This window comes from Microcoleus sp. D3_18_C2 (genome assembly GCF_036702395.1).
GTDB lineage: Bacteria > Cyanobacteriota > Cyanobacteriia > Cyanobacteriales > Microcoleaceae > Microcoleus.
The window spans coordinates 56,806-80,814 of sequence record NZ_JAUBTG010000014.1; the positions used below are offsets into that span (position 1 = coordinate 56,806).

The window sequence follows — 24,009 nt, forward strand, 5'->3', positions numbered from 1 at the left end:
CCGTAGGGACACTCCAAGAACCCATTGGTGTCAATTTAAGCTGTTAGTCTGCCAGTCCTCGCGGCCACCCGCTAGTCCGCCAGTCCGCCAGGGGTTGAAACCCCTGTCTAATAGCTAAAGTCCTCTCAAGAGGACTAATGAGTTAAAAAGTATTTTTCTCAGTCCTCATAGCGAGGACTTTAGCTTTGAGACAGGGAATGAATTCCCTGTCGGACTATCAGTTTTACCTTAATGAGAACAGTTAACGGCTTTGAGAAAAATCTAGAGATGAAGTTCCGCAAACTCGCATTCAAACTGCACTTGTATTTGGGGTTGGTGGTAGGAATATTTCTAGCAGTAATTGCTTTAACGGGCAGCTTGCTGGTTTTTAGTCCAGAAATCGATCGGTTCTTCAATCCCCAACTCCTGCAAGTAATTCCTCAAGCCGAACGAATACCGCTGGAAAATGTCCTGCATATTGTCGAAAAAGCTTATCCGCAAAATCAAGCTCTTAGTATTTTGCTGCCACGCTCAGGGAAGGATATTTGCCAAGTTTCAATGCTGTCTAAGAGTGAAGAAATAGTTAACGTTTATGTCAATTCTTACAGCGGAAAAATTAATGGTTCGCGCCTTAAGAAAGAAACTTTTACAGGTTTTATTTTTACGTTACACGCGGAATTAGCGGGAGGAGAATTCGGTCATCTTGTGGTCGGTATTTGCGGTCTAGTAATGCTATGCCTAACTTTTAGTGGTTTGGTATTGTGGACTGGCTGGCGCAATTTGGCTCGCGGATTTTCTGTTAATTGGAAAGCTCACTGGCAGCGGACTGTATTTGATTTACATAACGTTTCTGGCATTGTATCGGTCGCTTTTCTCATACTCATCTCCGCTACAGGGACAGCGATAATTTTTTATGCGCCGGTTGAATCGACATTGTATTGGCTAACCAATGAAAAGCCACAGCCCGCCTTGACTTCTCATCCCCACTCTAGCAGTTCGAGGCAAAACCTTGACGAAATATTACACCAAGTTAATACCGTTTGGCCGGAAGCTAAAACTACTTTTATTTCTCTGCCTTTGAAGCCTGAAGCAACTTTTAAAGTACGGAAAAAATTTCCCAATGATCCGCACCCAAACGGGATTAGCACCATTTATCTCGACCAATACAGTGGCGAAATATTACAGGCTGATAGTGTAAATTCAGCTTCTGTAGCAAATCGAATTCTCAACTCGCTTTATCCGCTACATATTGGCAGCTATGGCGGAATTTACTTGCGACTTGTACACACGATCGCAGGATTAGCAGCGATCGTACTGTTTGTTACGGGCGTACTGATGTGGCGGCAGCGGCACTTGGCGAAATTTTACCGTAAGGAGGCGAGACAGCAATATGAAAAATTATCTCCACTTAGCCAGCAATGGCCTTGGTTTTAATGAGAGCGGCGTGGGATTTTATGCGGGTGCATATCATCTCCGGTTACACCGGAATGATGTTGACTGTTGACGGTTGACTGTTGACAGTGAACAGTGAAAAGTCAACAGTGAACTCGAATTTACTATTCCGATGCTAACGGATTTGATATCATTCTCCTGCCTAAAAACCCCTATCCTCTGAATTTTAAATTCTATCAATCGCCTATTTCATGCAAAAATTTATTCAACTATGGCTCGGACAAACTGCTTCGATGATTGGCAGCGCTATGTCCGCGTTTGCGCTGACTATTTGGATTTGGGAGTCCACCAGTCAAGCGACAGCTTTGGCTTTGTTGATGTTTTTTACTCAATTGCCGCGCATCTTGCTCGCTCCGGTTGCTGGCATTCTCGTCGATCGCTGGAATCGAAAATTTTTGATGGGGATAGGTGATGCGGTTTCAGCTCTGTTAACGCTCACTATCCTATTACTTTATATCAGCCAAAACCTGCAAATATGGCATATATATGTAGCGGCTGCGATTAACGGAATTTTTGACCAAATTCAGCAGTTAGCTTACTCAGCAGCGATCGCCACAATGATGCCAGAAAAGCATTACAGCCGCGCTAGCAGTTTAAGTTTTTTGGCAAATTACGGCGCGAGTATTATTGCTCCGACACTGGCGGGGATTCTCTATTCTGCGATCGGGCCCGGCGGGATTTTTACGATCGACCTGGCAACTTTTACAATCGCGATCGCCACCCTAGTATCTGTCAAAATACCACAGCCCGCGATCGCTTCCAATCCCCAAGCGACTCGCTTTCACCTATGGCAAGAACTCAGCTTCGGATTCCGCTACATCGTCGATCGTCCCAGCCTGCTTGCCTTGCTGGTGTCCGTGTCGCTATTCTGGTTCGCTCACGACATCGGCGCGGCCCTCTACTCACCGATGATTCTGGCACGCACCGACAACAATGCCAGAATCCTCGGTACTATCCTTTCAGCCGCCGGCGCCGGCGGCGTTTTAGGAGCATCGATCGTCAGTATATGGGGCGGCCCCAAACGCCGAATCCGGGGCTTTCTGCTCGGCATGGCAGGCGCGGGCTTGAGTAAAATAGTCTTTGCTTTCGGCCAGGCCCTTTCTATCTGGATTCCCGCTCAATTTTGTTCGTCTTTCAATTTCCCCATCCTCGGCAGTTCCAACGAGGCGATTTGGTTGGCGAAAGTCGCACCAGAAGTACAGGGGCGCGTTTTTGCTACCAGAGCAGTTATCGTGCAATTGGCGTCTGCGATCGGTTTATTGATCGCAGGGCCACTTGCCGATCGCGTCTTTGAACCCGCCATGCAACCGTCCGGTTTTTTAGCAGCTATTTTTGGCCCAATTCTGGGGACAGGTGCGGGTGCTGGCATGGCTTTGTTATACGCTATCTCCTCGCTGGGCTTATTGCTTGTTGCCGTCGGTGGGTATGCTTGCCGGCTGTTGCGCGATGGATAATATCGTTTCCGGTTGGATCGGAATGATTTAACCGCAGAGGGCGCAGAGAACGCAGAGGGAGAGAATACAGAGAGGAATAATTCGGATGCTACCGGATTTGATATCAAGGGGAAACGGCGCACAGAAGTCTTCTTCCTTCTGCCTTCTGCTATAGTTTTTGGCGCGAACTTAGGTGAGCTTCAATTTCCGATCGCGATCGCCATACAGGGCGCAATTCCTTGCGAGCAAAAAGCTGCAACTGATCGCCTGCGTGGGGCGAGCCAGGTTGAGTGGCGTTGCCGTAACTGTTTAGCGCCATCGCTTTCACCGGATTGGAGAACTCGATCGCAGCGACAAAAGAATCGCCTGCAACCGCTTGAAAGCGATCGTCCTTCCCAGGAGCGAACCAGACTGAGCGAAATACACCCAAAGCACCGTCAGCTCCATTTGCCGGCAGATTCGCCACCCCAGGCAATCGGAAGACTTCCCCCCATGCCACATCTAACGCGCCATAAGTCGCCTCAACTTTGGTTGCTGTCGCGGACAGCACCCGCACCGCCTCCGCAGGATTTGCCAACCCGTCTGGCGTTGTTAGCGGCGCATCTTCGCTCCAAGGTTTGGCGAATAACCGATCAGCATCCATCGCTTTTTTCCAAAAGGCAAACAGCACCGCACCGCGACTGTCAGCATCGACTTTCCGATCCCAAGTCGCGAGAACTTCCGCAGCGCGGCGCGCTTTTTCACTGCCTTGGCGTGCGGCGGGAATTAAATCATCGAGGAGGCGATCGGCGAGTTCTACCTGAGTGGAATGTTTGTATTGCATCAATTCATCGAAAGAGATTTTTGCATCTTCTAACAGCATTTTTGCCGATCGCTGCGATCGCAAGTCCATCGGGCCGCGCGGTGCCATGTAGGCGGGATATTTATCCGGTGCGATCGCACTGGGAAACGTCGTCGTCCAGGGAGGATCGTTGGTATTTTGCAACCAACCGCTGGGCGGATCGACAACGCGCGGCAAATCCGCATAGGGATGATTTTTGCTCCACAAAGTCTCTGACGTATTGCCTGCGATCGTGCCTGACCAGTATTTAAAATCTCCGTTTTTGCGTATGGGGACTTGACCGTTAAACAAGTGCATGATATGCCCCTCTCGATCGGCATACATGACGGTAAACATGGGAATTTCTAAGCGCTTTAAAACAGCCTCAAATTCATTGAAATTCCGGGCTCGTGCCATATCCCACCACTGCTGAAGGGCTGCTGGTTTATCGAGTCCGACAACGCGCAGGGCGATCGCTTTGCCCTGTTTTTCTGTGAGAATCGGCCCGTGAACAGAACGCCGCACTACTAGAGATTCCGATCGCAAATTCCCATTCTTTTCTTTGACTTTTAAAACCTTCTCTTCTCTGTCAAAACTGCGGATTTTGCCATCGAAGCGATAGCCATCGTTAGCGAGGGGCAATTCGTAGGCATCCCAGCCATCGTGAGTGTTGACAGTATGAGTCCATCCCAAGTTGTCATTAAAGGCGATCGTTAATACAGGAAATCCGACGAGAGTCGCTCCGTAAGCGTTAATTTCTGGGCCAACCAGTTGTGCTTCGTACCATAAATATAAATCCGACCAAGGAAGGTGAGGATTTGCCAATAGCATGGCATTGCCGCTTTCTGAACGCGAAGGAGCGATCGCCCAACCATTAGAGCCTTTGGGGGTATCATTTTCAGCGAGATCTTCAAGGCGCTCTGGATCGACTACAAAAGTAAAATTGATGACGCGTTGCGCGTGTGCCAATACATCTACCGGTTTGAGGGGCAATGCTACTTTTAATTCTTCGGTGAGCGCCTCTGGGTGTTCTTTTGCATAGGCATTCATTCCGCCAACAAAAGCATCGAGATAGTTGCGAAAAATGGGATTTTGTGATTCATACCACGCCTTTGCGCGATTAGGAATTCCCATAGTTTGCACCCAGCGATCGGATTCCAGATAATCTTCGCCCCAAAACTCGGCCGCTTGCCCGCGAGCTTGTGCGTAAAGACGCAAAATCAGATTACCGTGACTTTGCATCTGCGCCCACCCGAAAGCGTAGAAAAGGCTTTTACTATTCTCTCCGTAAATATGTGGAATTCCATAGGTATCCCAAAGAATTTGAGTGCCGGTTTGAGGCGCGGCTTGAACCCAATTATTGAGGAGCAAAACTAAAATAAAACTCATTAATAAGGAGACAATCCGCCGGCCTTGTTTTTTTAGTTGTATAAACACTGAAAATTAATTTGCTAGGGTTAAACTGAGACATTGCAGCCTTTTCAACAAGCTGCATGAACAAAACGCCGAGGATTTAAATCCCTTTTATGGAGAACAAGGGAAAAATTTATACCAAATCCGTTGCCCCAAAATGTAATCTATCTACGTCTATCTGAGTCGATATGCAGTTAAAAAAATAACTTTTCTTCGAGCTATCCAGAAAATCCTAAAAAAGACCCTGTGTAAATCGGATGTGAAATTAAAAACCCTCCGCTAGCTCACCAACTTGAAAAGCGCTATAAAACGCCGCTGTGCCTACTGTAAAGCGCCTTATGTTATTGGTGAGGAGGGGGGGTAAACAAGTAGGGCGAGATAGGTTATAAGGTTATTTTTTAATTTGACCTTGTTGCCAATTTCCTTCTACTTTCGTTCCATCTGCATAAATGTAGGAACCTTGCCCGTGTTTCTGGCCGTTGAGGAATTCACCTTGATAGCGATCGCCATTGGCGTAAATGCAGGTACCTTTGCCGTTGAACTGACCATCGCTAAATTCGCCTTCGCAGCGATCGCCATTCTTAAAAACGTAAACTCCTTTCCCGCTCATCTTACCCTTGACAAAAGTGCCTTTATAGCTATCTCCATTGGCGAACTCGCGGACACCTTCACCACTAAATTCTCCATTGTCAAACGGCCCTTGATAACGTCCTCCTTCTTTAAAAGTAAACAACCCCTGACCTTGAGTGTTGCCCTTGACAAACTCTCCTTCATAGCGGTTGCCATTCGGATATTCGCGAACCCCTTTACCGTGAAATTGCCCTTCACTAAATTGCCCCTCATAACGGCCTCCGACCGCAAAGGTATAAATTCCCTGTCCGTGAGGCAAGTTATTCAGCAACTCTCCTTCGTAGCGGTTCTTATTAGCATATTGACAGACGCCTTTGCCGTTAACTTTTCCTTCTTTAATATCTCCTTCGCATCGAGTGCCATTACTGAACGTAAAAGCCCCACGACCGCTGGGAGAACCACTCGTAAAAGAGCCTTCGTAACGAATGCCGTTAGTCGAGGTAAAAGTGCCTGTACCGTCGAACTCACCGTTTTTAAAAGTACCTTCGTAGCGGTTGCCGTTAGCAAATTCGCGGACACCTTTACCGTTGAATTCACCCAAGGCAAATTCTCCTTGATATTTACCTTCTTCTTTAAAGGTATAAATTCCTTGACCGTGAGGTTGGCCGTTGAGAAAAGAGCCTTCGTAGCGATCGCCGTTGGCATATTGACACATGCCGGGGCCGCTGAGTTTTCCCTCACTCAATTCTCCCTCGCAACGTCCGCCATCGGGTAAAGTAATTACTCCTGCCATTGCGCTGTGAGGGTTGGCAAACAACAAAGCCATTCCCAAGTTGGTACCAAGTAATAGAGTGAGTCCAACTCGCTGAAGTTTACTTAATATTGCTGACGACATTCCCACATTCATAATTCACAAAAAATTCAACTTTTAACTTTGCTATTCCTTGGACGGTGCTATAGAATTCCCAGCCAAATTGCTATAGTCTCAATAAAATCCCTAGTCAGTGAGCCGGAAGATAATGACTATTCTTTCCCCTTGAATGCCACTCTCTGATGGGGCATATTTCCTTTCTTGTACTTGTTTCATCGCTGCGCGATTCAAGTCGTTGTATTTGCTAGGAGTCAATATCTTGATGTTGGATGTCTTACCGTTGGGGTCAATGTCACAAATGAGTTCCACTTGGCCTTGGCGCCCTTCTTCTCTGGCTGCGATCGGATATTCAGGTTTACCGCAGCCACTAATGCAAGTGGCCAGAGGCGCGCCGGCAGGGCGCGAAGGACTCCCCCCTCTTCCTGGATTTGTCGGTTTTGGCATTGGCCCGGAACCGCTGCCAAATGGCTGTGACGAACCCCCGCCGCCATTTCCACCTCCACCGGGTGATGAGTTCGATGCACTTCCTGCAGGGCTACCAGAGGAGGGGAGGTTTCCTAAATCTCCGATCGCACTTCCCGAATTTCCGCCACCTCCTGGCCTGGTGGCCGTGACTGGGGAGCCAGCCGCAGGCGATCGGGGCGATCGCCCCGAACCAGCCGCAAATGGCTCATCAGAAGGTATGTTGCCATTTTCGCGGGCACCGGATGGTGAGTTCGACGCACTTCCTCCGGGGCTATCAGGGGAGGAGGGGTTTGTGAGATCCCCGATCGCATTTCCAGAGTTACTACCGCCTCCTGGCCTAGTAGCTGTGACTGGCGGGCCAGCCGCGGGCGATCGCTGTAGGGGCCCGGAAGAAGGATTTAATGGCTCTGAGGAAGGTTCCCCGCTACCCGCCGAAGCAGGCGGCTGGTTTTCAGGGCTGTCTGAGGAGTTGAGATTTCCAGCATCTTTTGTAAAGTCTGGGAGACTCGCAGCACCCTTGGGGCGGGAGTCGCTAACGGGTGGTTCGCTTTTTGGAGGATCGGGCGAGGGGGTTTCGGGTTCCTGAGCGATCGGGGTTTGAGGAGTTTTTGGGGAATTGAAATCCTCTTGAGGTGCGGGGGAAGGCTCCTCTGGAATCGGCGGTGGCGTTACCGCTACCGGTGGCTCCTCTGGAATCGGCGGTGGCGTTGCCGCTACCGGTGGCTCCTCTGGAATCGGCGGTGGCGTTACCGCTACCGGTGGCTCCTCTGGAATCGGCGGTGGCGTTGCCGCTACTGGTGGCTCCTCTGGAATCGGCGGTGGCGTTGCCGCTACTGGTGGCTCCTCTGCGGGAGTTGGATCTGGTGGCGGTTCTGGTTTTAACGTCTCAGGCGGGGGAGATGCCTTTTCTGGAATAGTCTGCTCTGGCTGGGTTTCCTCTACTTTTGGCTCATCAAGCACAACAATTTCAATTGCATCCTCTTCAAATTCAGCAGGTTTGACGAACTTGAGGCTCAACGGCAGCGCGACACCGTGCAGTAAGGTTGAGGCTAACAGACTGATCGCCAGAACTTTTTTGAGAGCTTCTTCTTGTTGTTGTCTTTGCGTCGCCGAAATATTTGAAAAACTCATGCCTTCTCACTCTCCTTTATGGATGGCAACATCCTCGCTGGCTCCCCGACATCACCCGAAACAAGCTACCAACTGCGGGTTGAGCTTGCTATCACTGATGAACCTACCCATCCTATAAGAAGACTGTCACCCTGTTCAAGACTCTTGCAATTAATTTTCATTATTTAATTTTGAGATAGGGGCTAGAGGCTACCAATCAGCATTTTCTTTGGGGGCGTCTACTTTGCTCTTATGGGCGGTGTCAATGTTCTGATTCTGGCAGGGCCAGGTTCCACAACGCCTTAAATGCAATACTCTAGCCCCTAATCTACCAACAAAATTCCACATTCTCAAGCTTTTCATAAAAATCAATTAATTAGTAAAACTTATTTTTTTTTGCTATCAGTTCGATAATTATTATCTAAAAGTGTGGCGCATGACTTGACAAACCCTGAACTTTGTGGAAACCTAGTTGAGAATCTTTTAAATTATTGAAGATTATTGTCAAGTCCTAACGCAAATATTTAGCAAAGAAGCACTGGCAGAACAATCTGTCGCGATCTCGATCGGGATCGCAGTAGGAGCATTTTGGGTACAGACGAAGATAGTCACATACAGGTAGTGCGATCGCCCTTGAGTGAAACAATTCGCAGCCTGAATCACTTGTGCCGACTTGACGCAGAAACTCTACCAACCTTCGATCGGGCTAATTACAGCATTAGGCAGCTTGCGATCACTCAACCGAGCTAGCGAGAGTACAAATCAATGGATGCTTTCATTTACATTTTTCGCGCCGCAGGCATTGTTGCTTGGCCGCTATTTGCCTCCTCAATCGCAGCAGTCGCGCTGATCATAGAGCGTCTTGCCTTTTGGTTTAGGGTAAATCGGCGGCAGCGGCGAGTCGTGCGGGATGTGCTACAGCTTTACAGTCAAAACCCCGATTCCGCCATCAAAAAGTTACAAGTAAACGGCGATTTGCCCCTAGCCCGGATTTTTTTAGAAGCTTTAGAATTAGACTCCCCCAACATCGAAGAATTTCGTTTGGCCCTAGAGAGTGGTGCTCAGGCAGAAATCCCCATCCTGAAGCGATTCAATACAATATTTGACACCATTATCAGCCTTTCCCCACTATTTGGGTTGCTCGGAACAGTTTTGGGGTTAATTACCACCTTTAGTTCTCTCAAACTGGGGAATGCCACGGGTACCAATGCCGCAGGTGTTACTTCTGGGATTAGCGAAGCCCTCGTTTCTACGGCAATAGGGTTAGTTGTGGCAATTTTTACACTCTTATTTGCCAATATGTTTCGCGGGTTTTACTTACAGCAGATTGCTTTTATTCAGGAAGCTGGAGGCCAGCTAGAGTTAATGTACCGTCACCGCTACGAAAAACTACCAAGAGAATCTAACTATGCGCCTACCCGATGAACCTGATAGTATTCCCCAGATTAACATCGTGCCAATGATTGATGTGGTCTTCGCCATATTAACGTTTTTAATTGTTTCCTCTCTGTCTTTATCCAAATCTGAGGGTCTACCTGTAAATTTACCGAAAGCATCAACCTCTCAAGTTCAGGACTCGCCTGCTAAAATTACCGTTACGATCGATGATCAGGGAAAATTAATGGTTGATAAAAAGTTAGTCAACTTAGAGCAGATTGAGAGTACCGTGCGACAGGTAATGGGGTCAAATCAGAACTCATTAATTGTGCTGAATGCGGATAAAAGCGTCAATCACGGAAATGTGGTGGAAGTTATGGATCGATTACGCCGAATTAAGGGAGCTAAGTTAGGGATTGCTACCGCAAAGTAGAGAGTTCCTATAATTACTAATTTGTAATTCCCTCACACCCTTAAACAGGAATTACCCCGTGAAAATTTACTAAAAAAGCCTGTAAGCCTGATTAAAAGGTAGTCCTGAATAGTCTGTATGATTCAGGACTTTATTTGATAAAACAGTTAAAAATTAAAGTCCTTACTGCCAAAAAACAGCAAGGACTTTAATTATTTATTCCTGAGTTTTAAGGACAAAGATCCTTACTACACACGTTAAATACTTGCCATCACTTCACGCGCTGCAGCCAAAGTTCGATCGATATCTTCGTCAGTATGAGCCAAAGAAGTAAATCCTGCCTCAAACTGCGAAGGAGCAAGATAAATACCGTGCTCCAACATTCCCCGATGAAAGCGACTGAACTTGGTCAAATCCGACTTCTTCGCATCCTCGTAATTGTGAACCGGGCCAGCCGCAAAAAACAAGCCAAACATCCCACTAATTTGCCCGCCCCAAACCGCGTGTCCGGCTTCCTTAGCAATTTTTAGCAATCCGTCAGACAGTTTTTTAGTAATCTTATCCAACTGTTCGTAAGTGCCGGGTTTTTGCAGCAATTCCAAAGTCTTAATCCCAGCAGTCATCGCCAAAGGATTTCCCGAAAGCGTACCCGCTTGATACATCGGCCCAGCAGGAGCTACCATCCCCATAATATCCCGCCTGCCCCCGTAAGCTCCCACCGGCAAACCGCCACCGATAACTTTACCCAAAGTAGTCAAATCCGGGGTGACACCGAATCTTTCCTGAGCTCCGCCGTAGGCGATGCGGAAACCTGTCATTACTTCATCAAAAACTAACAAAGCACCGTTATCTTTAGTAATTTCCCGCAAACCTTCGAGGAAACCTGCATCCGGGGTAATAAAACCGGCATTCCCCACCACTGGTTCGAGAATTACGCCTGCTATCTCGCCGGGATTTTCGGCAAATAAAGCTTTGACTGCTTCTAAATCATTGTAGGGAGCGTTGAGGGTATTGGCAGTAGTGGATTTCGGGACGCCCGGAGAGTCGGGAAGGCCCAGAGTTGCAACGCCGGAACCGGCTTTTACCAAGAACATATCGGCGTGCCCGTGATAGCAGCCTTCAAATTTAATCAGTTTATCGCGTCCGGTGAAAGCTCGCATCAGCCGCAAAACGGCCATACAGGCTTCGGTGCCAGAGTTGACAAATCGCACCATTTCAATGCTGGGAACGGCATCGATGACCATTTCGGCGAGTACGTTTTCCAACAGCGATGGTGCGCCGAAACTCGTACCTTTTTCTAAAGATTCGTGCAAGGCTTTGATGACTTCCGGGTGGGCGTGACCACAGATGGCTGGGCCCCAAGTGCCTACATAGTCAATGTATTGGTTTTCGTCAACATCCCAAATGTAGGCTCCTTTTACCCTGTCAAAGACGATGGGCTGTCCGCCTACGGATTTGAAGGCGCGGACGGGGGAACTGACGCCACCTGGCATCAACTTCTGGGCAGCAGCGAATATTTCTTCTGATTTGGTCGTTTTCAAGGTTGTGGAAACCAATGTTTTCTCCTTAGTGAACGTCTGTTGTTGGTAGAATAATTTTAGAGCCAGTTCAGCATAAAGGTTATGTCTATTCAAGGAAACTATTCTAGTAGATTTTAGGGTACAAACCAATCAGTAGCAATACTAGCTTGGGTTTTTTAGGCTTTGTCGCACTAGCACCGTGAAGCGAAGCTATCCCGTAGGGAATCGCCCTAAAATGTAATTTTTTGTAAAATAGTTCTTGACAATTTAGCCATCACTTGGTTAATCTTCTCTCTTCCTCTGCCTCCTCTGCGTTCTCTGCGGTTAATAAAAAAACAATCTCCGACAGGAAAGCGTTAATCTAGATTACCAAGTTGAAATAAAATTATGTCTACTACTGATTTATCGAGTTTGAGCCGATCGATCCCAATTGAAAAGATTCGTTACGACGATCGCGGTTTAGTGCCTGCGATCGTCCAAGATTATTTGGACGGTACGGTGTTAATGATGGCCTGGATGAATCGGGAGTCGCTGCAAAAAACGCTCTCTACCGGGCAAACGTGGTTCTGGAGTCGTTCTCGTTCCGAATTGTGGCCCAAAGGCGCGACTTCGGGACACATTCAAAATGTCAAAGGGCTGCGTTACGACTGCGATAGCGATGCTTTGCTGGTGACTGTCGAACAAGTCGGAGATATTGCTTGTCACACAGGAGAAAGAAGTTGTTTTCACCAAGTTGATGGGGAAATTTCACCGCCGCCAGGGGATATGTTATCTCAATTATTTGCGGTAATTTGCGATCGGCGAGACAATCCTAACGAAAGTTCTTATACTTGCAAATTGTTCGAGGGCGGCGACAACAAGATTCTCAAGAAAATTGGCGAAGAGTCGGCGGAAGTTGTGATGGCTTGCAAAGATGACGATAAAGAGGGGATTGCTGGGGAAGTTGCGGATTTATTTTATCACGCTTTGGTTGCTTTGGCTCACCATCAAGTTGATTTGAGAGAAGTTTACCGCAAATTGGGCGATCGACGAAAATAAATTAGTTATTGGTTATTGGGCATTGGGCATTGGGCATTGGGCATTGGGCATTGGGCATTGGTATAGCCATCCTAAATCATTTGTAAATTTCTTACTCCCTCCCCTTACTAAGGGGAGGGTTGGGGTGGGGTAAAAAATTTACGACTCATGTAGGATTGCTATAGCAGCAACAAATGACTAATGACTAATAACTAATGACTGCTGACTAATGACTAATTACTAATAACTAATGACTGCTATTTTTCAACATTCGATCGAGCTTTTGCAAAATAAAAATAGCCGCGCCCACACTCAAAGCCAAACCCAACCAAAAATTATCCGCCGCCCCTTTACCTCTATCCAAAGCCAAACCGCCCAGGGGCGGCCCGATTAAATAGCCGATCGCCCAACACTGAGAACTAACCGCCAAATACACGCCCCGCAAAGACTCCGGCGCTAAATCCACCACCAAAGCAGAAGCAAAAGGCGTATAAGCAACAGTCGCCATCGACAAAAAGCTCAAGCCTAAAACAGCTAATAATAGATTGCCAGTGGCAGCCATTCCCGTCAAGCCGATCGCGATAAATCCCATTCCCCATAGCAGCGCAGAAATCATCAAAGCTTTCGGATGGGAAAACCGCTTCAAAGCTTTAACAACCGGCAGTTGCAAAGCCACAGTTAAAAACGTGCTAAAAGCAAACAAAACCGTAATTGTACCTGTAGAAAAGCCTTTTCCCGATGTCCCCACCGCGACAAACTTGCTAAAGTACAGCGGCATTGTGGTTTGGATTTGGGAAATATATAATGTGAACAGGGTATTTACTAAAGCATAAACTAGAAGACTTCGATCGCTCAGCGCCACCATCCAGCCATTTTCCCGATTCTTTTTGCCTCTATCCCCTGGATTAGCTGGTTTGTAGGTTTCGGCGATCGCGATCGCAACTACTGCAAACAGCACTAAAAACGAGATACCATCAATAATAAAGAGCGATCGATAATTCCCCGTTATAGAAATTAACAAACCACCCAAAATAATCCCAACTTGCAAACCCAAATTATCAGCCAGCCGCGTCAAAGCAAAAGCCTCCTGTCGCTGTTCGCCCTCGGTTAAATCCGCCACCATCGTCTCGGTTGGAGGCCAATACAAACCCACCCCAAAACCCATCAGTAAATTGCCCGCAATTAAGCCAGCGAAATCATTAGTCCCCGCCAGTACAAAAGAAGCCGCCGCCGAAATAATTGTCGCCAGCAATAAAGTTCGCCGCCTTCCCCAAAATTTGGAATCGCAAAAAGAACCGCCCAAAATTCTGCCGAATATTCCCGAAACTGAACCGCTACCCAAACCAATCCCAACAGCAGTAGCAGATAAACCGACGCGATCGACAAAAAATATCGGCGCGTAAAATAAAGTAAAACCGGTGCCGCTTTGGGAGAGGAATCTGCCGGCGGCAAGAATCCAGACTTGAGGCGGGAGACGGGGCAACCAAGAGGATAATTGAAATTTAGGCATATACACTTAAATTAGGAGTTATTTCTGGACGCAGAAACCCGGTTTTTTTATGAAAAAAATACGTTATGACCTTTAATCAGGTTCAAAAACAGATGTCTTTGGTCGCAGTGCATAAGTCCTGTGAGTAATTATTAATTTATTCCGTACTTTTTCGGAATTAGTATTAATTAACCGAGGTGATGACAAACATAAGTGAGCTTAACAATTCTTCAGCGTCTGTTACACAAAAGTTACCATTAATTTAAAAATACTTAACACGATTTGAGAAAAAAGTTAGTTAAACTCTAGAAAAGGCAGAAGAAAATTTTAGAGGCTCAATTATATGACAGCTATTACAACATCAAGAGTGGAATCAATCAAACCGCGCTGGCAAGCAATTGTCATGGTTGCCCTAATTTTCTGGCTCAGCGTTAGCCTGATTTTGGATCTAGTAATTATGCCCAGTCTCTACGTATCTGGCATGACGACATCACCGGAGTTTGCAACTGCCGGGAATTTAATGTTCTGGGGATTCAACCGCGTTGAGTTAATCTGTGCGGGCGTGGTGGCAACGGGTTTGATGGTTTTGAGCAATTTAGTCGGTGACTTCGGCAAGCGCAGCCGCACAGCAATTTTATTATCATTGGTACTTCTGGCGATCGCCCTGATTGACACCTACGCCCTGACACCCCAAATGAGCGCCTTGGGACTGCAGCTAAATCTGTTCGATTCCGCAGCAGAAGTCCCCGCCGGGATGAATCTACTGCACCAAGGCTATTTTGCATTGGAAGCGCTGAAGTTGGCTGTCGCCGGTACGCTGCTGGGCTGGTGCTACCAAAACCAAGTTTAATCGACACCCTGCTCAGAGGTTGAGTGGAGAAAAAAGACTCAACCCGCAGCGGGGGGCGTGAATTCACGCCCCCCGCTAATTTTTTTAAATTTTAACGCGATCGTAAACACCGGATTTGATATTCATCGGCGTTAATCTGTGTTTATCTGCCCTTATCTGCGGTTCAAAACAAGAGAATTTCTTGGGCCGCAGATGACAATGTATTGACGCTAATTCACGCAGATGAAGATCGGAGATATATGAATAATCTCCGATGCTAACTGATTTGATACAACTATACGGTCAAGTTTCCTGAACCAGCGCAAAAACGGATACTTGCGAACTCCTCCCGTGGAGAAAGCAAAATTTTAGACTCTTGTTTAAACTCCCAGATTCATCTGTAGAGTAAATCTAAAATCTAAAATCTAAAATCTAAAATCTAAAATCGACTGCCCTACTCCGATGCTTCCGGTAAATCTGCTTTTGGCCACAGCAGGCGCAAACCCATTACCGCAAATCCGATCGCCGCGAGTCCCTTTACCAGTCGTTCCGGCAACACCTCTGCCGTGCTGAAGCCAATGGCCACGCCGATAAAACTGGCCAACAGCAGCGCCGACGCCGTACCAAAAAATACAGCCCGCGGCGAGTTACAACTACTGCCCAGGGCGATCGCAGCTAATTGACTTTTGTCTCCCAATTCTGACAAAAACACTGTAATAAAACTGATTCCCAAAAGTTGCCAGTCCATGTTTTTTTAGTTCTTAGTTAGCTATTGTAAAAATCTACGACTTACCGACAAGGCAGACAATTAACCCAGCACTTCCCACAGCAGAACCGCCGAAATCGCCAGTAAAATCACTCCGGCTGCTCTCTCCAAAGTTCTCGGAGCAATCCGACTAGCCAGCCACCTTCCCAGCAACACCCCCAGCAAACTGGTTGCTATCAAAGCCGAACCCGCACCCGCAAACACGATCCAAGGATTTCGAGATTCAGCCGTCATCAGCAAAATCGCGATCTGAGTTTTGTCTCCAATTTCAGCTAAAAAAATAGTTGCAAAAGTCGAAGCAAAAATTGCCCAGTGCTTGGGCTTCAGTTTCTTTTGTTCCTGACAAATATCGGGATTTACAGTCACTGAGAGTTCAGCGGGCTCCGGGGTTAAAGCAGCACAAATCTCAGTAACCTCTTTTATTTGTAGTTGTACCTGTTGTGGCAAATCATAATTGAGGTTTACTGAGTCAGAAGCAGACAAGCTTGGCGGAACAGAATCAAGTTTCACGGGCAATGAGTGCTAAACGCTATTTATTTTTGACTTGTACTTTTGATTCTAACTCTCTCGGTGCCTGCTTTTACCAAACCAGGGTCAATCGATTTTAGATTTTAGATTTTAGATTTTAGAATTGAAGGATTGAAGGATTGACCCCACGGATAAATACGTTCGGCAAGTTTCATCGGATACAGGTTTTTTATTTCTGGATCCTGAGTTTGCGCGTTGGAATGAATCACGTGGCGGGTATCCTGGATGCTTGATTTTCATCTTTTTCCCCCGATATTTCAGCAACTGGTTCCTGGAACCACTCACCCCCCCCCAAAAAGGCCTACAAGCCCCCAGACTTATCTGTCGAGTCAATCTAAAATCTAAAATCTAAAATCTAAAATTGACTGACTGGCTGGTTCATGTGCCGTAAGTTCGATCGCCCGCATCTCCCAAACCAGGTACAATAAAGCCCTGTTCGTTGACTATTTCGTCGATCGTTGCCGTGTAAATCATCAAACTTGGGTACTCTGCACTCAGCCTCTTCAAAGCCGGAGGAGCAGCCACCACAGAGATAATCCGAATCAAGCTCGGATCAATTCCCCGTGCAGTCAATTCCTGCATAGTCGCTATAATCGTCCCGCCAGTCGCCAGCATCGGCTCGCTAATTATCACCCGCGTTTCCGGGTTAAACTGCGCCGGCAATTTGTTCAAATAACAAGTCGGTTCCAGCGTCTCCTCATTTCTTGCCATGCCGAGGTGGTAAACCGAAGCCAGCGGCACAACCGTCTGAATTCCTTCGAGCAGTGACAAACCCGCCCGCAAAATCGGTACCACAACTAACGGAGCTTCTGGGTTGATAAAAGTCGCCGGACATTCTGCCAAAGGCGTTTGCACCGTTGTTTCCACTGTCGGCAGCCATTCTCGAATCGCCTCGTAAGCCAGCCACCTTCCCAATTCTGTCATCGCAGAACGAAAAAGTACCGATGGGGTGGCGGCGTCGCGGGCAACAGCCAGCCAGTGTTTAATTAACGGATGTGGAGGAACGTAAACGCGCAGTTGCAGGGACATGAGGAAATTGGGGAGATTGCTAGGTTTGAGGGATTTTATGCGGTGCGATCGATCTGCTTCGTTGGCGTAGCCCCCGTAGGGGCGGGCTTCCCCAACGGGCGATCGATCGCTCTGTGCAACTTATCACATCCTTGAGGGCGCATACAAGCCAGAGATTGAGTTAGAACCCATTCGCCGATCGACCTCCATCCGCTTATTGAAATATTTTTCTAATAGTATTGACATTAATTAGCAACAAGGCTATATTGATTTTTAGTGTTCTCCTCTCAAAGGATCGGCAGACGGGGGCAGTCGGCAATGGTAGACTGTTCCCGCATTTTTTTTTAAAAGCTGGGGCATCGGCCAAACAGGGCATCGGCCAAACAGGGCATCGGCCAAACAGGGCATCGGGCATTGCCGAACTTCGGTCTTCTTGACATCCGCTACATCCGCTACATAATCCGTTGCCGAACTTCTTGCTTCTGGAGCGATCGACTGTAAAATCATAGAAATATTAAGATTTTTAACCGAATGTCAGCTCCTACCCAATCCCAGTTATTTTCTCCCAACTCCCGCCCAACAGAGCAAGAGTTTGATGTAATTGTCATCGGTTCCGGCATTGGCGGACTCGTGACAGCCACCCAGCTAGCAGCTAAGAAAGCCAAAGTTTTAGTGCTCGAAAGCTATACAATTCCGGGGGGTAGCGCTGGATATTTCGATCGAGAAGGCTACAGATTCGATGTCGGCGCCTCCATGATTTTTGGTTTCGGACAGCGCGGCACCACCAACCTCCTCACCCGCGCCCTGAAAGCAGTCAACGTCACCTTAGAAACCATTCCCGACCCCGTACAGCTTCACTATCACTTACCCAGTGGCTTGGAACTTGAAGTTCCCCAGGCTTATGATAAATACTTGCAAGAATTAACAGACAGGTTCCCTCACGAACGCGAAGGAATCCACAAATTTTACGGCGAATGCTGGAGCGTCTTCAACTGCCTCAACGGCATGGAATTGCTATCCCTAGAAGAACCCGGATATCTCGTTCGAGTCTTTTTTCAGAATCCTTTAGCCTGTTTGGGATTAGTAAAATATCTGCCTCAAAATACTGGCGACATTGCGCGGCGCTACATAAAAGACCCTACTTTGCTGAAATTTATCGACATGGAATGCTACTACTGGTCTGTAGTACCCGCAGACTTGACGCCAATGATTAATGCCGGAATGGTATTTTCCGACAGGCATTACGGTGGCATCAATTATCCCAAAGGCGGAGTCGGTCAAATTGCCCAAAAATTAGTCGAAGGATTAGAAAAATGTGGCGGGAAAATTCAATACAAAGCTAAAGCGAAAAAAATTATCACAGAAAACGGTCGCGCTGTCGGAGTCGAGCTCGCAACCGGCGAAGTTTACCGCGCCAAGCGCATAGTTTCTAACGCCACGCGCTGGGATACTTTTGAGAAATTGCTTCCCGCAGAAGAGATGCCAGCTAGCGAGAAGAAATGGCAGCAACGCTATCAAAAAGCCCCCAGTTTCTTGAGTTTGCATTTGGGAGTGGAAGCAAGCGTAATCCCTGCGGGTAGTGCCTGCCACCACATTTTGTTAGAAGATTGGAACCAAATGGAAGCGCCGGAGGGAACTGTTTTGGTGTCAATTCCGACCGTGCTCGACCCGGATTTAGCTCCCGCAGGATATCACATCGTTCACGCTTTTACTTCGAGCTGGATGGAAGAGTGGGAAGGACTTTCGCAGCAGGAATATGAGGATAAAAAAGAAGAGGCCGCAGGGAGAATTATTGAAAGATTAGAAAAGATTTTTCCCGGTTTAGATGCCGGTTTGGATTATATGGAAGTGGGGACAGCGCGTTCTCACCGTCGCTTTTTGGGGCGCGAAGACGGAACTTACGGCCCGATTCCGCGACAGAAGCTAATGGGTTTGCTGGGAATGCCGTTTAATCGAACTTCTATGCCTGGTTTGTATTGTGTGGGCGACAGTACGTTTCCCGGACAGGGTTTAAATGCGGTGGCGTTTTCTGGGTTTGCTTGCGCGCACCGAATAGCGGTTGATTTGGGTTTTTAGTGGTAGTGGTAGGGTGCGTCAATCGATTGCGCGATTTTAGATTTTAGATTTTAGATTGACTTGCGCGAGATAAATGCGGGGGGCAATAAGTGATTTTCGATTTTAGATTTTGGATTGATTCCACGGATAAATCACGTGGCGGGTACCACATGAAGAAATTCGTGGTCAGATTGTTAGCTTGAAATACGATAGAAAATGTGAGGCTTCGGGGCAGTCTACAAAAAGACTAAAAACCCGGTTTCTGGGGAGAAACCGGGTTTTTAACCTCAAAATTGGTGTTTTCCATTCTTTTAACGAGTTTACTGGTCGTAGCTGCCGCCGACGCCGATTTGGGTATTGTAGATTTTTGCATCAATGATGGTCATATCTTCCATTGATGCGCCGGATACGTCAGCGGTGTTAATGATAGCCGCGGTCAGATTTGCCCGATCGAGGTCTGCGTCATTTAAACTAGCATTAGTCAGGAAAACTTTAGTTAAGTTAGCACCCGTCAAGTCAGCACCCGTCAAGTCAGCACCTTCGAGGTTTGCCTGAGATAGGTTTGCTCCTCGTAAATTTGCTTCTCTCAAATCAGCACCAATTAAATGAGCTCCCGTTAAATCGGCTCCCGACAAGTCGCACTTAAAACATTGCCCGGTTGACAATAACTGTTCGACGTGAACGGGATTTTCAGCGCGAGCCGGGCCTGCCAACACTAGGGGAGCAATTAAAAAAGTAGCGGCGAATAGATTGCGTTTCATAATCTCTTTTCCTCACAGACTCTGTATTCAAGTTCTTGTCTTGATATCTACAATCGTACCATGGTTGTTTTCGCAACTTGCGATCTAATTCACACATTGGCTGTGATATCGATTGCCCTCAACAACGCATACATGGTCTCGACCAGCTTGCCAAACTTAATTTTGCAAAACTTAACACTGCCGAACTTAATACAGTGCCTTTTTGTAGTAACCTTTTCTAGGTTAGCTAATACAGCCAACAGATGCGTCTTTCTGAAGAGGGAGATGATTCGCAATGCTATGGATGATTTTAGCCGATAATCTTATCGCAAAAAGTTCACAACAAATACATTATTTTTAATAAATGTGTCACGGGATAGAAAATTTAACTTAAAATAAAGATAAGCTTCTAACTTTATAGGTAGAAGAAAAGCAGTCACTGGCCCGATCCCCAGCCCAAGCTCTGCTGCATTTTTAACAATAAATTTTAATTAGGTCTCACCAGCGCCGTAAAAATCCACCTAGTGCTTGGAAATCAGCACTTTTTTGGAATGTCGCAGATTCCACGCGATCGCAAAACTCAATTAAATATGCTCAAAAACGATTCATCCAAGTATCTGCCCACCTTAGCTCAAGTAATAGACCGCTACCCCTTGACAGTGGCGCCCGATACCCCACTAGCAGAAGTAATTACCCTGATGGGCCAACGGCGCCCAAGTTGCTCTCTAAACGCAGTCATTCCACCAACCGATATCTATCAGCCACTAACAGAAATCGTAAATCCGCCCACATCAAGTGCATTCAGAGACGCCACAGGTATCTGCGTCTTTGTCGTGGAAAAATCACTCTTAAAATTATCCTCGCCTTGTGCTCCACATTCTCAATTGCAAGGAATCTTCACAGAAAGGGATCTTGTCGATTTGATTGCCTCGGGCAAAAACTTAAAAGGTGTCACCATCGCACAAGTGATGAGGCAGCCGACAGCAACTCTGACAAAATCCGAGAGTCAAGACATTTTCAGCGCCCTAATTCTGCTGGGGCAACGAAGAATTAAGCATCTGCCAATATTGGATAGTGAAGGTCAACTCTTAGGAGTAATTACGCCGGAAAGCATCCGCCAAGCCATGCTCAAACCGGCAAATATCTTAAAAATGCGCTGCGTGAAAGAAGTAATGACCGCACAAGTCATTCAAGCACCTCGCTCCGCGTCAGTTAGGAGTTTAGCTGAGTTGATGGCGCAGCACCGCGTTAGCTGCGTAGTAATTACTGAATCAACAGAATTATCGAGGGATTCACCGTTCCCTATTCCAGTAGGTATAGTCACAGAACGGGATATTGTGGAATTTCAAGCTTTAGATATAGATTTGTCGCAAACGATCGCCCAAACAGTGATGAGTACCCCCTTATTTAGCCTCAAGCAAGAAGACTCGCTGTGGGTAGCTCATCAGGAAATGCACCAGCGTTTAGTCCGCAGGTTGGTAGTAACGGGAGAATGCGGAGAACTCCTGGGAATAGTTACTCAAACCAACATACTGCGCGTACTTGACCCCATGGAAATGTCCGGGGCGATCGATGTTCTGCACGATTCAGTGGCAGAAAGAACTAGGGAATTGGAAAAAGCGATCGCATCCCTCAGCTTGACTAACGCCAGACTAGAAAGCGAAATTGCTATCCGCGTTAGGGCCGAGGCCAGACTCCACCTTTTAGAATCTGCTGTAGTGAACGCTAACGACGCAATCGTGATTATGGATGCCGGAGACAGCGATATCTCCGACCCCACCATCATCTATGCCAACGAAGCTTTTACCCAAATGACGGGCTACCTACCCCAAGAAATCATCGGACAAACCCCCAGTTGCTTGCGCGGCCCAGAAAGCGACCCCACCCAAGTCGCTAAAATTCGCCTGGGTTTCTCTCGCCGAGAACCCCTACGCCTAGAATTGATTAACTACCGCAAAGACGGTTCAACTTATTGGGTGGAACTCAACAGCGTACCCATTGCCGATACCTCCGGGAACGTTACCAACTGGGTGTCCGTGCAGCGAGATATTACCGATCGCAAGCGCATGGAACAAGCATTTTTTGAAGAAAAAGAACTCGCTCAGGTAACACTACAATCGATCGGCGATGCCGTCATCACTACTGACGCCGACGGCTGTATTTCCACCCTGAATCCAGTTGCCGAAACACTCACGGGTTGGTCTACCTCGGCAGCTAAAGGTTTGCCCCTCGCCAGCGTGCTGAGAATAGTTGACGAAACTACCAGGCTGCCGATCGAAAATATCGCCGAAATCGCTTTGTGCGAAGGTCGGATTGTTGACCAAGGGCGCAACAATTTGCTGATTGCCCACAACAACACCGAATTTGCGATCGACCACTGCGTCGCCCCCATCCACGCTAGCAGCGGCGAAATTGTCGGGGCCGTTGTTGTGTTCCGAGATGTCACCCAAGTGCGAACTCAAGCGCGGCAACTCACCTGGCAGGCAACTCATGACCCCCTGACGCAATTAGTCAACCGCCGGGAATTTGAGTACCAGCTAGAGCACGCCCTACACGGCGCTCAAGGTTACGGCCAAGAACACGTGATGCTTTACCTGGATCTCGATCGCTTCAAAATAGTTAACGACACCTGCGGTCATGCTGCTGGGGACGAACTGCTGCGCCAAGTCAGCCAGCTATTTAAAAGCAATATCCACAAAACCGATATTTTGGCGCGTCTCGGCGGCGATGAATTTGCCGTACTCCTGTACAATCGTCCCGTCGAACGAGGATTGAATGTTGCGGAAACGCTGCTGCGAAGCATTCAGGGCTTCCGCTTTGCGTGGCAGGACAAAACTTTTTCGATCGGCGTCAGTATCGGTTTGGTAGCAATCAATCCCAAAACAGCCTCGACATCTGCGATTTTGAGCGCCGCCGATATGGCCTGCTACGCTGCTAAAAATAAAGGTCGCAACCGGGTACAGGTTTATCAAGCCGGCGATCGAGAATTAATCAAACAGCACGGCGAAACCGAGTGGGTGGTGCAAATTCATCAAGCTTTAGAAGAGAATCGCTTTTGCTTGTACTCTCAGCCGATCGTACCTTTGCTCAACTCTCCCACCACCGGAACCCACTGCGAAATCCTCCTGCGCCTCCAGTTGGAAACTGGTGAGTTGGTGTCGCCGATGGCGTTTATTCCGGCTGCAGAACGCTACAACTTAATGCACGCGATCGACCGCTGGGTAATTAGCACGTTATTTAGCAATTTATCTAAAATTTTCACGGCAAATTTATTAGTTCAAAACCCCGGGGTAGGCAGCGATAAAATAGTTACCTTCCCTGCTTGCTCTCTTTTGTCTGATCTGCAATCCTCATTTGGCCAATATCCCAACCTTTATTCAATCAACCTTTCTGGGGACAGCCTCAACGAAGAAAAGTTTATCGAGTTTATTCAGGAACAGTTTTCTATCCATCAAATACCGCCGCAAATAATTTGTTTTGAAATTACCGAAACCGTGGCGATCGGTAATCTCAGCAAGGCAGCCAGCTTGATTTGGCAACTTAAGGAACTAGGCTGCCAGTTTGCCTTGGACGACTTCGGCAGCGGGATGTCTTCCTTTGCTTACCTGAAAAGTTTGCCGGTTGATTATCTCAAAATAGACGGCAATTTTATTAAGCATATTGTCGATAATCCTATTGATGTCGCAATGGTGGAAGCTATTACCAAAATCGCTCACGTCATGGGAATTAAAACTATTGCCGAATATGTTGAAAATCAAACAATTATGGATAAACTCAATGAACTTGGGGTAGATTACGCTCAAGGTTATCATTTGGGCAAGCCTCAACCTTGTAACTTCACCTCTCCGATTTTAGAGGAAGTTTTGGGGGAGTTTCCTGTTAATTCTTTGGCTTTTGAGGCTAAGCTGGCTTGTTGAAGAAGGAACTTCGGCAACGAGCAAGCAATGAGATTTAACGGATTTAAGGGAGGGATGTTGAGGGAACAAGGAAAAGGGCTCGGAATGATTTAACCGCAGAGACCGCAGAGGGCGCAGAGGAAGAGAAGAGAGAGATGAATAATTCTGATACTAACGGATTTTATAGCAATCCTTGCAGGACTCGTGATTTGTTTACCCCATCCCAACCCTCCCCGAACCCCCTGGGAGTCCGTAAGAA

The 24,009-nt window shown here is 47.3% G+C and carries 19 protein-coding genes; 9 read left to right on the forward strand and 10 right to left on the reverse strand.

Annotated features, from left to right (window positions below; all coding sequences use genetic code 11):
- The first annotated feature begins 231 nt into the window (after window positions 1-231).
- Together QUA88_RS11605 and QUA88_RS11610 are read left to right on the forward strand one after the other, a co-directional pair.
- Entirely contained in the window at window positions 232-1,413 is a 1,182-nt protein-coding gene (locus tag QUA88_RS11605) for a PepSY-associated TM helix domain-containing protein (protein WP_333271807.1), read from the forward strand.
- Window positions 1,414-1,622: 209 nt separating this feature from the next.
- Window positions 1,623-2,885 carry an MFS transporter gene (locus QUA88_RS11610; RefSeq protein ID WP_333271810.1) on the forward strand — a complete coding sequence of 421 codons (1,263 nt, stop codon included), beginning with the start codon at window positions 1,623-1,625 and terminating at the stop codon, window positions 2,883-2,885.
- A 148-nt stretch (window positions 2,886-3,033) separates the two neighbouring features.
- On the opposite strand, the gene QUA88_RS11615 is transcribed toward QUA88_RS11610, so the two are convergent.
- The 3 genes from QUA88_RS11615 to QUA88_RS11625 form a co-directional block, all read right to left on the reverse strand.
- Window positions 3,034-5,121 carry an acylase gene (locus tag QUA88_RS11615; RefSeq protein WP_333271813.1) on the reverse strand — a complete coding sequence of 696 codons (2,088 nt, stop codon included), beginning with the start codon at window positions 5,119-5,121 and terminating at the stop codon, window positions 3,034-3,036.
- Window positions 5,122-5,488: 367 nt separating this feature from the next.
- Entirely contained in the window at window positions 5,489-6,562 is a 1,074-nt protein-coding gene (locus QUA88_RS11620; protein ID WP_333058276.1) for a hypothetical protein, read from the reverse strand.
- Between the two features lie 102 nt (window positions 6,563-6,664).
- Entirely contained in the window at window positions 6,665-8,134 is a 1,470-nt protein-coding gene (locus QUA88_RS11625) for a TonB family protein (RefSeq protein WP_333271816.1), read from the reverse strand.
- 567 nt (window positions 8,135-8,701) lie between these two features.
- Between QUA88_RS11625 and QUA88_RS11630 the strand changes: the two genes are divergently transcribed.
- From QUA88_RS11630 to QUA88_RS11640, 3 genes are read left to right on the forward strand one after another with little or no spacing between them, the layout of a single operon-like run.
- Window positions 8,702-8,863, forward strand: a complete 162-nt coding sequence (locus tag QUA88_RS11630; protein WP_333058278.1) for a hypothetical protein — start codon at window positions 8,702-8,704, stop codon at window positions 8,861-8,863.
- Between the two features lie 15 nt (window positions 8,864-8,878).
- The gene (locus tag QUA88_RS11635) at window positions 8,879-9,538 is read left to right on the forward strand and encodes a MotA/TolQ/ExbB proton channel family protein (RefSeq protein ID WP_333271819.1); all 660 of its coding nucleotides are present in this window, start codon (window positions 8,879-8,881) and stop codon (window positions 9,536-9,538) included.
- On the forward strand, window positions 9,522-9,923 hold the full coding sequence (locus tag QUA88_RS11640; protein ID WP_333271822.1) for a biopolymer transporter ExbD: 402 nt from the start codon (window positions 9,522-9,524) through the stop codon (window positions 9,921-9,923). The genes QUA88_RS11635 and QUA88_RS11640 overlap by 17 nt, the downstream gene beginning before the upstream one ends.
- A 236-nt stretch (window positions 9,924-10,159) precedes the next feature.
- On the opposite strand, the gene hemL is transcribed toward QUA88_RS11640, so the two are convergent.
- Window positions 10,160-11,458 (reverse strand): glutamate-1-semialdehyde 2,1-aminomutase, encoded by a 1,299-nt coding sequence (gene hemL / locus QUA88_RS11645; RefSeq protein WP_333059735.1) that lies wholly within the window; start codon window positions 11,456-11,458, stop codon window positions 10,160-10,162.
- Between the two features lie 351 nt (window positions 11,459-11,809).
- Here hemL and hisIE point away from each other — a divergent pair, with 351 nt between their 5' ends.
- The gene (gene hisIE, locus QUA88_RS11650) at window positions 11,810-12,460 is read left to right on the forward strand and encodes a bifunctional phosphoribosyl-AMP cyclohydrolase/phosphoribosyl-ATP diphosphatase HisIE (protein WP_333239122.1); all 651 of its coding nucleotides are present in this window, start codon (window positions 11,810-11,812) and stop codon (window positions 12,458-12,460) included.
- Between the two features lie 226 nt (window positions 12,461-12,686).
- Here hisIE and QUA88_RS11655 read toward each other — a convergent pair whose 3' ends face one another.
- Window positions 12,687-13,949 (reverse strand): MFS transporter, encoded by a 1,263-nt coding sequence (locus QUA88_RS11655; RefSeq protein ID WP_333209344.1) that lies wholly within the window; start codon window positions 13,947-13,949, stop codon window positions 12,687-12,689.
- Window positions 13,950-14,271: 322 nt separating this feature from the next.
- Between QUA88_RS11655 and QUA88_RS11660 the strand changes: the two genes are divergently transcribed.
- The gene (locus tag QUA88_RS11660; RefSeq protein ID WP_333058284.1) at window positions 14,272-14,778 is read left to right on the forward strand and encodes a hypothetical protein; all 507 of its coding nucleotides are present in this window, start codon (window positions 14,272-14,274) and stop codon (window positions 14,776-14,778) included.
- A 433-nt stretch (window positions 14,779-15,211) separates the two neighbouring features.
- Here the strand turns inward: QUA88_RS11660 and QUA88_RS11665 are convergent, their stop codons facing one another.
- The 4 genes from QUA88_RS11665 to QUA88_RS11680 all read right to left on the reverse strand — a co-directional run bounded on the left by QUA88_RS11665 (window position 15,212) and on the right by QUA88_RS11680 (window position 17,566).
- Window positions 15,212-15,505, reverse strand: a complete 294-nt coding sequence (locus tag QUA88_RS11665; protein ID WP_333058285.1) for a TMEM165/GDT1 family protein — start codon at window positions 15,503-15,505, stop codon at window positions 15,212-15,214.
- 60 nt (window positions 15,506-15,565) lie between these two features.
- Entirely contained in the window at window positions 15,566-16,033 is a 468-nt protein-coding gene (locus tag QUA88_RS11670) for a TMEM165/GDT1 family protein (RefSeq protein ID WP_333245931.1), read from the reverse strand.
- Window positions 16,034-16,429: 396 nt separating this feature from the next.
- On the reverse strand, window positions 16,430-17,080 hold the full coding sequence (gene upp, locus QUA88_RS11675; RefSeq protein ID WP_333058287.1) for a uracil phosphoribosyltransferase: 651 nt from the start codon (window positions 17,078-17,080) through the stop codon (window positions 16,430-16,432).
- 252 nt (window positions 17,081-17,332) lie between these two features.
- A complete protein-coding gene (locus tag QUA88_RS11680) occupies window positions 17,333-17,566 on the reverse strand; it encodes a hypothetical protein (RefSeq protein ID WP_333209341.1) in 234 nt (77 codons plus the stop codon).
- 24 nt (window positions 17,567-17,590) lie between these two features.
- On the opposite strand from QUA88_RS11680, the gene crtH reads away from it, so the two are divergent.
- Window positions 17,591-19,135: a carotenoid isomerase gene (gene crtH / locus QUA88_RS11685; protein WP_333209339.1), complete on the forward strand. Its 1,545-nt coding sequence runs from the start codon at window positions 17,591-17,593 to the stop codon at window positions 19,133-19,135.
- A gap of 299 nt (window positions 19,136-19,434) precedes the next feature.
- Here crtH and QUA88_RS11690 read toward each other — a convergent pair whose 3' ends face one another.
- Window positions 19,435-19,875, reverse strand: coding sequence for a pentapeptide repeat-containing protein (locus QUA88_RS11690; protein WP_333058289.1), 441 nt, complete (start codon window positions 19,873-19,875; stop codon window positions 19,435-19,437).
- 530 nt (window positions 19,876-20,405) lie between these two features.
- On the opposite strand from QUA88_RS11690, the gene QUA88_RS11695 reads away from it, so the two are divergent.
- The gene (locus tag QUA88_RS11695) at window positions 20,406-23,771 is read left to right on the forward strand and encodes an EAL domain-containing protein (protein WP_333271828.1); all 3,366 of its coding nucleotides are present in this window, start codon (window positions 20,406-20,408) and stop codon (window positions 23,769-23,771) included.
- The last annotated feature ends 238 nt before the right edge of the window (window positions 23,772-24,009 follow it).

What these genes read in the sequence shown, in the direction of transcription:
- QUA88_RS11665 (WP_333058285.1), bottom strand. Translation starts at nt 15,505, where the DNA reads ATGGACTGGCAACTTTTGGGAATCAGTTTTATTACAGTGTTTTTGTCA.
- upp (WP_333058287.1), bottom strand. Translation starts at nt 17,080, where the DNA reads ATGTCCCTGCAACTGCGCGTTTACGTTCCTCCACATCCGTTAATTAAA.
- QUA88_RS11620 (WP_333058276.1), bottom strand. Translation starts at nt 6,562, where the DNA reads ATGTCGTCAGCAATATTAAGTAAACTTCAGCGAGTTGGACTCACTCTA.
- QUA88_RS11635 (WP_333271819.1), top strand. Translation starts at nt 8,879, where the DNA reads ATGGATGCTTTCATTTACATTTTTCGCGCCGCAGGCATTGTTGCTTGG.
- QUA88_RS11690 (WP_333058289.1), bottom strand. Translation starts at nt 19,875, where the DNA reads ATGAAACGCAATCTATTCGCCGCTACTTTTTTAATTGCTCCCCTAGTG.
- hisIE (WP_333239122.1), top strand. Translation starts at nt 11,810, where the DNA reads ATGTCTACTACTGATTTATCGAGTTTGAGCCGATCGATCCCAATTGAA.
- crtH (WP_333209339.1), top strand. Translation starts at nt 17,591, where the DNA reads ATGTCAGCTCCTACCCAATCCCAGTTATTTTCTCCCAACTCCCGCCCA.
- QUA88_RS11610 (WP_333271810.1), top strand. Translation starts at nt 1,623, where the DNA reads ATGCAAAAATTTATTCAACTATGGCTCGGACAAACTGCTTCGATGATT.
- QUA88_RS11605 (WP_333271807.1), top strand. Translation starts at nt 232, where the DNA reads ATGAGAACAGTTAACGGCTTTGAGAAAAATCTAGAGATGAAGTTCCGC.
- QUA88_RS11680 (WP_333209341.1), bottom strand. Translation starts at nt 17,566, where the DNA reads ATGATTTTACAGTCGATCGCTCCAGAAGCAAGAAGTTCGGCAACGGAT.
- QUA88_RS11660 (WP_333058284.1), top strand. Translation starts at nt 14,272, where the DNA reads ATGACAGCTATTACAACATCAAGAGTGGAATCAATCAAACCGCGCTGG.
- QUA88_RS11655 (WP_333209344.1), bottom strand. Translation starts at nt 13,949, where the DNA reads ATGCCTAAATTTCAATTATCCTCTTGGTTGCCCCGTCTCCCGCCTCAA.
- QUA88_RS11695 (WP_333271828.1), top strand. Translation starts at nt 20,406, where the DNA reads ATGTCGCAGATTCCACGCGATCGCAAAACTCAATTAAATATGCTCAAA.
- QUA88_RS11640 (WP_333271822.1), top strand. Translation starts at nt 9,522, where the DNA reads ATGCGCCTACCCGATGAACCTGATAGTATTCCCCAGATTAACATCGTG.
- QUA88_RS11625 (WP_333271816.1), bottom strand. Translation starts at nt 8,134, where the DNA reads ATGAGTTTTTCAAATATTTCGGCGACGCAAAGACAACAACAAGAAGAA.